8 protein-coding genes and 5 pseudogenes are annotated in these 10,051 nt (G+C 71.4%); 10 read left to right on the forward strand and 3 right to left on the reverse strand.

Annotated features, from left to right (window positions below):
- Positions 1–27: 27 nt before the first annotated feature.
- The 3 genes and pseudogenes from rfbD to manB form a co-directional block, all read left to right on the forward strand.
- Positions 28–942, forward strand: a complete 915-nt coding sequence (gene rfbD, locus BN971_RS16410; protein WP_085182073.1) for a dTDP-4-dehydrorhamnose reductase — start codon at positions 28–30, stop codon at positions 940–942.
- Entirely contained in the window at positions 939–1,829 is an 891-nt protein-coding gene (locus BN971_RS16415; protein ID WP_085182072.1) for a glycosyltransferase family 2 protein, read from the forward strand. The genes rfbD and BN971_RS16415 overlap by 4 nt, the downstream gene beginning before the upstream one ends.
- 1 nt (position 1,830) lies before the next feature.
- Positions 1,831–2,610 (forward strand): annotated as a pseudogene (gene manB / locus BN971_RS16420) (mannose-1-phosphate guanylyltransferase); the annotation flags it as partial.
- Here manB and BN971_RS16425 read toward each other — a convergent pair.
- Positions 2,607–3,170: pseudogene (locus tag BN971_RS16425) on the reverse strand (2-phospho-L-lactate transferase CofD family protein); the annotation flags it as partial. The pseudogenes manB and BN971_RS16425 overlap by 4 nt on opposite strands.
- A 339-nt stretch (positions 3,171–3,509) precedes the next feature.
- Between BN971_RS16425 and BN971_RS16435 the strand changes: the two are divergent.
- Positions 3,510–3,872 (forward strand): WhiB family transcriptional regulator, encoded by a 363-nt coding sequence (locus BN971_RS16435; RefSeq protein ID WP_308203774.1) that lies wholly within the window; start codon positions 3,510–3,512, stop codon positions 3,870–3,872.
- Between the two features lie 26 nt (positions 3,873–3,898).
- On the opposite strand, the gene BN971_RS16440 is transcribed toward BN971_RS16435, so the two are convergent.
- Positions 3,899–4,336 (reverse strand): metallopeptidase family protein, encoded by a 438-nt coding sequence (locus BN971_RS16440; RefSeq protein WP_090350329.1) that lies wholly within the window; start codon positions 4,334–4,336, stop codon positions 3,899–3,901.
- 35 nt (positions 4,337–4,371) lie between these two features.
- Between BN971_RS16440 and BN971_RS16445 the strand changes: the two are divergent.
- The 3 genes and pseudogenes from BN971_RS16445 to manA all read left to right on the forward strand — a co-directional run.
- Positions 4,372–5,733: pseudogene (locus BN971_RS16445) on the forward strand (phosphomannomutase/phosphoglucomutase); the annotation flags it as partial.
- A pseudogene (locus BN971_RS26710) lies at positions 5,728–5,991 on the forward strand (TobH protein); the annotation flags it as partial. The pseudogenes BN971_RS16445 and BN971_RS26710, both read left to right, overlap by 6 nt.
- 8 nt (positions 5,992–5,999) lie before the next feature.
- Complete coding sequence (gene manA / locus BN971_RS16450) at positions 6,000–7,226, forward strand: mannose-6-phosphate isomerase, class I (protein WP_085182065.1); 1,227 nt, start codon at positions 6,000–6,002, stop codon at positions 7,224–7,226.
- On the opposite strand, the gene BN971_RS16455 is transcribed toward manA, so the two are convergent.
- Positions 7,204–8,589 (reverse strand): FAD-dependent oxidoreductase, encoded by a 1,386-nt coding sequence (locus tag BN971_RS16455; RefSeq protein WP_372511899.1) that lies wholly within the window; start codon positions 8,587–8,589, stop codon positions 7,204–7,206. The genes manA and BN971_RS16455 overlap by 23 nt on opposite strands.
- A 94-nt stretch (positions 8,590–8,683) precedes the next feature.
- Here BN971_RS16455 and BN971_RS25890 point away from each other — a divergent pair.
- The 3 genes and pseudogenes from BN971_RS25890 to BN971_RS16465 form a co-directional block, all read left to right on the forward strand.
- Positions 8,684–8,962, forward strand: a pseudogene (locus BN971_RS25890) (amino acid permease); the annotation flags it as partial.
- Between the two features lie 9 nt (positions 8,963–8,971).
- On the forward strand, positions 8,972–9,466 hold the full coding sequence (locus BN971_RS25895) for a sensor domain-containing protein (RefSeq protein WP_283159875.1): 495 nt from the start codon (positions 8,972–8,974) through the stop codon (positions 9,464–9,466).
- 12 nt (positions 9,467–9,478) lie between these two features.
- A complete protein-coding gene (locus tag BN971_RS16465; RefSeq protein WP_090350331.1) occupies positions 9,479–9,934 on the forward strand; it encodes an Rv0361 family membrane protein in 456 nt (151 codons plus the stop codon).
- The last annotated feature ends 117 nt before the right edge of the window (positions 9,935–10,051 follow it).

The raw sequence follows: 10,051 nt of genomic DNA on the forward strand, positions 1-10,051 counted from the left end.
TTTCCGGGGCGTGCCACACTCGACACCATGTCAGCAAGGATCGTGATCACCGGCGCCGGCGGTCAGCTGGGCGGCTGCCTGTCCGCACTGGTGGCCGGTCAGGGCCGTGACGTGGCCTCTTTCACCTCGAAGCAGTGGGACATCACCGATCCGGCCGCCGCCGAGCGGATCATCCGGGGCGGCGACGTGGTGATCAACTGCGCGGCCTACACCAACGTCGACGGCGCCGAGAGCGACGAGGCCACCGCGCACGCCGTCAACGCCACCGGTCCCGAACACCTCGCGCGGGCCTGCGCCCGCGCCGGCGCCCGGCTGATCCACGTCTCCACCGACTACGTGTTCTGCGGCATCCCCACCGACGGCGCCGAGCCGCGGCCTTTCGAACCCAGCGACCCCGTGGACCCGCGCGGGGTCTACGCGTGCACGAAGTATGCCGGCGAGCAGGCCGTGCTGGCCGCGCTGCCGGATCCGTCGCAAGGGATAGTCGTGCGCACCGCCTGGGTCTACACCGGCGGCACCGGCAACGACTTCGTCGCCGTCATGCGCCGCCTGGCCGCCGGCGAGGGCCCCGTGGACGTCGTCGACGACCAGGTCGGATCGCCCACCTACGTCGCCGACCTGGCCGCCGCCCTGCTCCAGGTCGCCGACGACTCCGTGCCCGGTCCCGTGCTGCACGCCGCCAACGAGGGCGCCGTCTCGCGCTTCGGCCAGGCCCGCGCGGTGTTCTCCGAATGCGGCGCCGACCCCGAGCGGCTGCGGCCGGTCAGCACCGACCAGTTCCCGCGGCCGGCACCGCGGCCGAGCTATTCCGCGCTGGGCGGGCGGGAGTCCGCGGCGGCCGGGCTCGCGCCGCTAAGGCCTTGGCGCGCCGCACTTGTCGCGGCGCTGGCGGTGTCGGAGGGCGGGGCCGCGCCCGACCGACCGTTACCCTCGACCCGATGACCGACGTCCTACCCGTCGTGACGGTGACCTATTCGCCGGGCCCGCACCTGGAGTGGTTCCTGGCGTCGCTGTCGCTGGCCACCGAGCGCCCGGTGAGCGTGCTGCTGGCCGACAACGGCTCCACCGACGGCGCCCCGCAGGCGGCGGTCGGGCGCTACCCGAACGTGCGCCTGTTCGACACCGGATCCAACCTCGGCTACGGCACCGCGGTGAACCGCGCCGTCGCGCAGCTGGACGAGAGTGACGACTGGGTGATCGTGGCCAACCCCGATGTGCAGTGGGGGCCCGGCAGCATCGACGCCCTGCTGGACGCCGCCAGCCGGTGGCCCCGGGCCGGGGCGCTGGGCCCGCTCATCCGCGACCCCGACGGGTCGGTGTACCCGTCGGCGCGCCACCTGCCCAGCCTGATCCGCGGCGGCATGCACGCGGTGGTGGGGCCGTTCTGGAAGCGCAACCCGTGGACCGCGGCCTACCGCCAGGACCGGCTGGAGCCCAGCGAACGCCCGGTGGGCTGGCTGTCGGGATCGTGCCTGCTGGTGCGCCGCTCGGCGTTCAGCCAGGTCGGTGGGTTCGACGAGCGCTACTTCATGTACATGGAGGACGTCGATCTGGGCGACCGGCTGGGCAAGGCCGGCTGGCTGAGCGTGTACGTGCCGTCGTCGGAGGTGCTGCACCACCGCGGCCACTCCACGGGCTACGACCCGGCGACGCACCTGGCCGCCCACCACCGCAGCACCTACCTCTTCCTCTCCGACCGGCACCCGGGGTGGCGGCGGGCGCCGCTGCGCTGGACGCTGCGCGCCTCGCTGGCGCTGCGGTCGCGACTCATGGTGCGCAGCGCCGTGCGCAGTGCGCGGCGGCAGCAACTCGCAGAAGGGCGGCGCTGACATGGAACCTCGCGACGTCGACGCGGTGATCCTGGTGGGGGGCAAGGGAACCCGGCTGCGGCCGCTGACGCTGTCGGCGCCCAAGCCGATGCTGCCCACCGCCGGGCTACCGTTCCTCACGCACCTGCTGTCGCGGATCGCCGCGGCGGGCATCGAGCACGTCGTGCTGAGCACGTCGTACCAGCCGCAGGTCTTCGAGGCCGAATTCGGCGACGGGTCCAAGCTGGGCCTGCAGATCGAGTACGTGACCGAGGAACAGCCGCTGGGCACCGGCGGCGGCATCGCCAACGTCGCCGACCACCTGCGCCACGACACCGTGATGGTGTTCAACGGCGACGTGCTCTCGGGCGCCGACCTGGGCCAGCTGCTGGAGTTCCACCGCAGCAACCACGCCGACGTCACGCTGCACCTGGTGCGGGTGGGCGACCCGCGGGCGTTCGGCTGCGTGACCACCGACGAGCACGGCCGGGTCACCGCGTTCCTGGAGAAGACCCAGGACCCGCCGACCGACCAGATCAACGCCGGCAGTTACGTGTTCGAACGCAACATCATCGACCGGATCCCGCGGGGGCGCGAGGTCTCGGTCGAGCGCGAGGTGTTCCCGGCGCTGCTCGCCGACGCGGGAGTGAAGGTGTGCGGCTACGTCGACGCCACCTACTGGCGGGACATGGGCACGCCCGAGGACTTCGTGCGCGGGTCGGCGGACCTGGTCCGCGGGATCGCCCCGTCGCCGGCCCTGCACGGCCATCGCGGCGAGCAGCTGGTGCACGACGGCGACGCGAAGCTGTGCGTGGGCACCTTGGCCCGGTAGCGCACCCACCACTCCTGGAAGTGGATCGCCCGGCGGGTGCCGTCGTGTGGGTCGGTGATCACCACGTGCGTCTCGCAGCGGTCGTCGCTGGCCGGCAGCAACCGCGCGCCCGGGTTCCAGCGGTCGCACAGCGCCGCGGTGATCTGTGAGAGCGGATAGCCGGCGCCCAGCATCTGGGTGCGCACCAGGTGGGTGGCCAGGTCGCGGTCGCCGAGCCCGAACCAGTCCGGCTGCACGCCGTAGCGCGCCAATTCCTCTTTGGCGTGCCAGGTTTCGTCGCGGTGACCCCACCCGCGCTGCGGGTCGACGCCGCCGCCTAAGGTGTACATGCAGGTGTCCAGATCCGGACAGACCCGCACCCCGTGGATCCAGGCGTCGTCGCCGATGTTGACGACGGCGCTCAGTTCGTGGTCGCGGGCCGCCGCGTTCGGACCCTGCGCAGCACCGAACTGACCGAGCCCGAGTAGCTGTTGAACGCCCAGCAGGAATCGGGCCCCGCCGACGCCGCCGACCAGAACGGTGACCTTCACTTGGCCCTCACAGGGCCTGACAGTACCGCCGCCCCGGCACCGCCGACGCGGGGCCCGATGGAGACGATTCCGAAATGGGGGTGGGGCCAATGTGATCGACACGCCGAAGGGTCAATACAACAGAAACGCCGAAAATCGGTCACGAGATGATATGGAAATGCGCCCAAGTGCTTGACCAGGCAGGTCAACCCGTGTCTAATCACAACAGTGTCATTTCCCGGTTGGCCGGCCGATTCCGGTGTCGCAGGCCGAGATTCGATCACTTGTTCGAATTGTCTGTACATCAGAACAGAGCTGAATACTCACTCTCTCCACCACGCTGAGGAGGCGGACGACCGCATGTCTTACGAGCACCTTCAGGGTCTACTGGCAAACCCCCCGCACACCGCGATGACCCCGGCCCCGGCCCCGCTGCCCCGGCCGCACTTGACTGTGGTCCCTGACGTCCCAGTCGAATTCGAGCCCGAGCCGCTGCCGCTGCCCGCCGACCAATGGCAGGACCGCGCCCTGTGCGCGCAAACGGACCCCGAGGCCTTCTTCCCGGAGAAGGGCGGCTCGACCCGCGAGGCCAAGAAGATCTGCCTGGGCTGCGAGGTGCGCCACGAATGCCTGGAGTACGCCCTCGAACACGACGAGCGGTTCGGCATCTGGGGCGGCCTGTCCGAGCGCGAGCGCCGGCGCCTCAAGCGCGGCATCATCTGACCCGCGCAGGCAACAAACGGGGAGAACTACTCGTCGTCGATCGTCGGATCGACGACCGAGGGATCCACATCCAGATAGATCGCGACCTGAGCGACCAGTATCTCGTGCAGCAGGTCCCCGAGTTCCAGGGTGTCCTTGGCTCGCCGCTCGATCGGCTTGCGGAACAACACAATTCGTGCCCGGGTGGCGTTGCCCCGGACGTCGACGCCGGCCGGGATCAGCCGGGCCAGCGCGATCGGGCCGTCGGCGACGACCTCCGGCGGCCACTGCACGGCATCGGGATCCTTGGCGGCGATCCGCGGGATCTCGTCGACCGCCACGTCGAGTTCGCCCAGCCGGTCGGCCAGGCGCCGCTCGATGGGCTCGTAGGCCTCCAGCACCGCCATGTCGAACCGCTCGGCGCGGCTGCGCCACCCCGGCACCGTCGGGTCCGAAGTCGCCGCGGGCCGATAGGCTGACGCCAACGGTTCACACCCAACAGATGGCGTCAGGAGTTCCCATGTCTCGGCCCGCCGCGACGGTCCACCGCGTCGTCAAGGCGTACGACGTGCGCGGGCTGGTCGGCGAGGAACTCGACGAGTCGCTGGTCGCCGAGCTGGGCGCCGCATTCGCCGGGCTGATGCGGGCCGAGGGCGCCCGCCGGGTGGTGATCGGTCACGACATGCGCGACAGCTCGCCGCCGCTGGCTTCCGCGTTCGCCGCCGGGGTCACCGGCCAGGGGCTGGACGTGGTGCGAATCGGCCTGGCCTCCACCGACCAGCTCTACTTCGCCTCGGGGGTGCTGGACTGCCCCGGCGCGATGTTCACCGCCAGTCACAACCCGGCGGCCTACAACGGCATCAAGCTCTGCCGCGCCGGCGCCAAACCCGTCGGCGCCGAGACCGGGCTGCGCGTCGTCAGCGACGACGTCATCGCCGGCGTCGCGCCCTACGACGGGCCGCCCGGCACCGTCTCCGACCGGGACGTGCTCGACGACTACGGCGCCTTCCTGCGCTCGCTGGTGGACACCTCCGGGCTGCGGCCGTTGCGGGTGGCGGTCGACGCCGGCAACGGCATGGCCGGCCACACCGCGCCGGCCGTGCTCGGCGCGATCGGCGCGATCACGTTGCTGCCGTTGTACTTCGAGCTCGACGGGTCGTTCCCCAACCACGAGGCCAACCCCCTGGACCCGGCCAACCTGGTGGACCTGCAGGCCTACGTGCGCGACACCGGCGCCGACATCGGGCTGGCGTTCGACGGCGACGCCGACCGCTGCTTCGTGGTGGACGAGCGCGGCCGGCCCGTCTCGCCGTCGACGGTGACCAGCCTGGTCGCCGCCCGCGAGCTGCGTCGCGAGATCGGCGCCACGATCATCCACAACGTGATCACCTCCCGCGCGGTCCCCGAACTGGTCACCGAGCGGGGCGGCACGCCGCTGCGCTCGCGGGTCGGGCACTCCTACATCAAGGGCCTGATGGCCGAGACCGGCGCGATCTTCGGCGGCGAGCATTCGGCGCACTATTACTTCCGCGACTTCTGGGGCGCCGACTCGGGGATGCTGGCGGCGCTGCACGTGCTGGCCGCCCTCGGCGAGCAGGACCGACCGCTCTCGGAGCTGACCGCCGACTATCAGCGCTACGAATCGTCGGGGGAGATCAACTTCCGCGTCGAGGACGCCCAGCGCTGCGTGGACGAGGTGCTCAAGTCGTTCGGCACCCGGATCCACTCCATCGACCACCTGGACGGCGTGACGGTCGACCTGGGCGGGGGCACCTGGTTCAACCTGCGCAGCTCCAACACCGAGCCGCTGCTGCGGCTCAACGTCGAGGCCCGCGCGGCCGAGGACGTCGAGGCGGTGGTCGCGCGGATCGCGGCCGAGATCGACGGCCCGCTGCCCGACCGGCTCCGGGTGCTGGTGCTCACGCTGTCCGAGGAGCAGACGGTGGTCGCCGCCCGGACCGCCGGCCTCGATGACGTGTACCTGCTGGCCGCCGAGGACGTGCCCGACGGGCCCGGCGGCGCGGCGGGTTCGGAGGTGTCGGCCCCCCTGGGGGGCCCGATCAGCCGTGAGCAGCAACTGGCAGTATTGGCCGTCCGGGTGGAGATGGCCGCGGTTTACATGCGACTGGTGCGGGGATAGATACACAAGTGGAGCTGCTGCGCGGGGCCTTGCGGACGTACGCGTGGGGATCGCGCACCGCGATCGCCGAATTCACCGGCCGTCCCGTCCCCGCCGCGCACCCGGAGGCCGAGCTGTGGTTCGGCGCGCACCCCGGCGACCCGGCCTGGCTCGAAACCGACGGCGGCGAGGTGTCTTTGCTCAAGGCGCTTCTCGCCGACCCCGAGGGCCAGCTCGGCCCGGGGTCGCGCACCCGCTTCGGCGACGTCCTGCCGTTCCTGGTCAAGGTGCTGGCCGCCGACGAGCCGCTGTCGTTGCAGGCCCACCCCAGCGCCGAACAGGCGCTGGAGGGCTACCTGCGCGAGGAGCGGCTGGGCATCCCGGTCAATTCGCCGATCCGCAACTACCGCGACACCTCGCACAAGCCGGAGCTGCTGGTGGCGCTGCAGCCGTTCGAGGCGCTGGCCGGCTTCCGCGAGGTGTCCCGGACCATCGCGCTGCTGCGCGCGCTGGCCGTCTCCGACCTGGACCCGTTCATCGAACTGCTCGACGACACCTCCGCCGCCGACGGGCTGCGCGCGCTGTTCACCACGTGGATCACCGCGCCGCAGCCGGACCTCGACACGCTGGTCCCGGCGGTGCTCGACGGCGCCATCCACTACGTCAGCTCGGGGGCGACCGAGTTCGCCGCCGAGGCCAAGACGGTGCTGGAGCTCGGCGAGCGCTACCCCGGCGACGCCGGGGTGCTGGCGGCGTTGCTGCTCAACCGGATCACCCTGGCCCCGGGCGAGGCGATCTTCGTGCCGGCCGGCAACCTGCACACCTACCTGCGCGGCTTCGCCGTCGAGGTGATGGCCAACTCCGACAACGTGTTGCGCGGCGGGCTGACCCCCAAGCACGTCGACGTGCCCGAGCTGCTCCGGGTGCTCGATTTCAACCCCAGCGCCGAGGCGCAGCTGCGCCCGCCCGTGCGCCGCGAGGGGTTCGCCCTGCTCTACGAGACCCCGGCCGACGAATTCGCGGTCGCCCGGCTGGAGCTCGACGGCGAGTACCTCGGCCACGAGGTCGACGCCGCGTGCGGCCACGAGGGCCCGCAGGTCCTGCTGTGCACCCGGGGTTGCACGACGGTGCACGGCAAGTCCGGCTCCCTCACGCTGCACCGGGGAACTGCCGCCTGGGTCGCGGCCGACGACGGGCCGATCCGCCTGATCGCCCGCGAGCCCACCGAGCTGTTCAGGGCGACTGTAGGGCTGTGACCGCCCGGTCCTCCCGGGCCGCCGCCGCGCGCTCCCGCGCAGCCTCCCGGCGCTCGCGCAGCCACAGCCGCATGTTGTGCCGGATGGCGTGGCCGATGATCCGCGGCGGCGGGACCATGTAGAGGCTGTCCAGCAGGGAGAACCGGCGCAAAAACCATTCGGCCAGAACGGCTTCCGTCTCGGCGGCCCCGAGGAACTGGTCGAACAGGGCCGCGGACGGCCGCCACCACCAGGGGACGTGCTCCTTGCTGACCGCGTGGTGGAAGCCGACGTCGGCGATGCCGTTCATGATCCACACCGGATAGGTGGTCCTGGCCGTCGCGCCGTTCAGCGCCGCGGCCACCTGGTGGTCCGGGAAACGCAGCGCCCACTTCAGGTGCGCGGCCTGCAGGGACGTCATCGTCATGCCCTGGCCGAACGTGGGGTTGAAGCTGGCGACGGCGTCGCCGAGCGGGATGATGCCGGCCGGGAAGCGGTCCAGCTTGTCGTAGCGGCGCCACCTGCTGGCCGGGAACGCGTGATAGGCCGGCTCACCGAACGGCTCGGCCTGCGCCAGCGCGGCCTGGAAGTGGTCCGGGAGCAGTTCGCGGGCCAGCTCCAGCATCTCCGGAAACGTCCCGGGCGGTTTGGCGCCGCCCACCCCGAACGTCGTCAGCACCCAGCCGCCGTCCTCGTAGAACAGCATGCCCAGGCCCAGCGACTGGTCGTGCGAGGCGCCCGCCACCACCACCTTCTCGGCGAGCAGGCCGTCGGGAATCCGGAACCGCTGCGTCGCGTAGTGGATCCCGATGTCGATGATCTGCTCGACCGGGCGCTCGTATCCCCACTGCTGGAGCCACACCGGCAGCCGGGTGCCGCGCCCGGCGGCGTCCACCACCAGGTCGGCCGGCACGAACTCGTCGTCCGGGTCCAGCACCACACCGGTCACCCGACCGCGGGCGGCGTCGAACCGCGGCTCGGCGACCGGGCGCCGCACGATCTCGACGTTGTCGATGTCCCGGACACGTCGGCGCAGCTGCCATTCCAGGTGCGGGCGGCTGGGCACGTAGGCGGTGAATTCGTCGCGCAGGGTCTGGCCCACGCCCAGGACGTGGCCCGCCGCGCCGAGGTGGATGCAGTCGGGACGGTTCTCCAGGATGGGTACGCCCGCGGCCACCATGTCCTCCAGCAGGCCGGGGAACAGGCGCTCGAACTCCGCGGCCCCGCGCGCCATCAGCATGTGCAGGTGCTGGTCCTGCGGGACGGCCGCCCGGTTGGCCGGTTCGGGCGGCAAGTCGTCGCGCTCGTAGACGGTCACCCGGCCGTAGGCGTCCGCCAGCACCCGGGCCGCGGACAGCCCGGCGATGCTTCCCCCGATGACCACCGCGTGGTCCCTGACGTTCCCTCCGCTACCCACCATGGCCTGGAGAGTACCCAGTAGGGTTGCGGTCCAACGAATGGCGAAAAGGGGGCGGTGGGTGGCCAATCGATGGCGGACGAAATCGGTCGAGCAGTCGATCGCCGACACCGACGAGCCCGACACGCGGCTGCGCAAGGAACTGACGTGGTTCGACCTGGTCGTGTTCGGGGTCGCCGTGGTGATCGGCGCCGGCATCTTCACCGTGACCGCGTCGACCGCCGGCGACATCACCGGTCCCGCGATCTGGATCTCGTTCGTGATCGCCGCGGCGACCTGCGCGCTGGCGGCGTTGTGCTACGCCGAGTTCGCCTCCACGCTCCCGGTCGCGGGGGGAGCTCCGCTGGCGCTGGAGACCGAGGGCACCCAAGTGCTCGACGACGTCGACGAGGTGGACAACCCGCAATGCCTCGGCGCCTGGGCGCCGGCGCAGCAGACCGTCTATGCGGGCAGCGGCCAAACGGGTGCCGCGGTCCAGCAGTTGCGCGCCCTGAACGAGAAGGCGTGGCAGGACAGCGTCATTCAGGCCGCGCTGTCCTTCCCCTCGCTGGACAAGGTAGGCGTCTCGTATGTGAACCAGCGCGGCGAGTGGGCGCTGTGCGGCGGAAAGCCGCTCACCGTCACCGCGCCCGGCGAGCCCGCTCAGACGTGGGACTTCGGCCAGCCGGTCACCACCGCGGGCGTGCTGACCCTGAGCGCCACCCTGCGCGGCGGCAACGCCACCTGCCAGCATGGGATCCTCGAGCGGGGCAACGTGCTCATCGACATCCGGCAATGCCGCGGCACGGGCGCCGACGTGGCGGCGCTGGTCACCGCCGCCGCGGCGAAGGTGCCGCACCGCTAGGGGAGGGGTGAAATGACCGCGATCTCGCGCCGATGTGCCATGGCCGCCGCGCCGGCGCTCGCCGCGTTCAGCGTGTCGTGCTCGGTCGTCACCGGGGGCACCCCCGCGGCCGCCCCGCACGGCGCCGGCACCGCCGGCACCACGAGCGCCGCACCCGCGCCGCCGGCGCAAGACCAGGTCCGCCAGACGGTGACGGCCTTCGAGGAGGCGTACAACACCCAGAACTGGGACGCCTACACCGAACTCATGTGCTCGGCGATGCGGGCCCAATTCACCGGCCCCACCATGGACTACGTGAAGAAGGGCCGGGTTCAGAATGGCCTCACCACCATCAAAATCACCGCCGTCACGATCACCGGTGATAGCGCCACCTCGACCATGGTGGTGCACAACGAGGCCCTCGGGTCGGGCGAGCTCACCCTGCCGCTCAAGCTGGAGGACGGCTGGAAGGTGTGCAAGACATCATGAATGAGGTGCGCGTGGACATGATCGAGGGCGCGATCGACGAAGTGCCGCAACACAATCGACACCGCCGCGCGGCGCATCGGGTGGCCGCGGCGCTGGCGCTGGCCGCCCTGCTCGCGT

Origin of the sequence: Mycobacterium bohemicum DSM 44277 (assembly GCF_001053185.1) — a bacterium.
GTDB lineage: Bacteria > Actinomycetota > Actinomycetes > Mycobacteriales > Mycobacteriaceae > Mycobacterium > Mycobacterium bohemicum.

Excerpts from the sequence above, each read along its gene's own strand:
- rfbD (WP_085182073.1), top strand. The coding sequence starts at position 28 with ATGTCAGCAAGGATCGTGATCACCGGCGCCGGCGGTCAGCTGGGCGGC.
- BN971_RS16435 (WP_308203774.1), top strand. The coding sequence starts at position 3,510 with ATGTCTTACGAGCACCTTCAGGGTCTACTGGCAAACCCCCCGCACACC.
- BN971_RS16465 (WP_090350331.1), top strand. The coding sequence starts at position 9,479 with ATGACCGCGATCTCGCGCCGATGTGCCATGGCCGCCGCGCCGGCGCTC.
- BN971_RS16415 (WP_085182072.1), top strand. The coding sequence starts at position 939 with ATGACCGACGTCCTACCCGTCGTGACGGTGACCTATTCGCCGGGCCCG.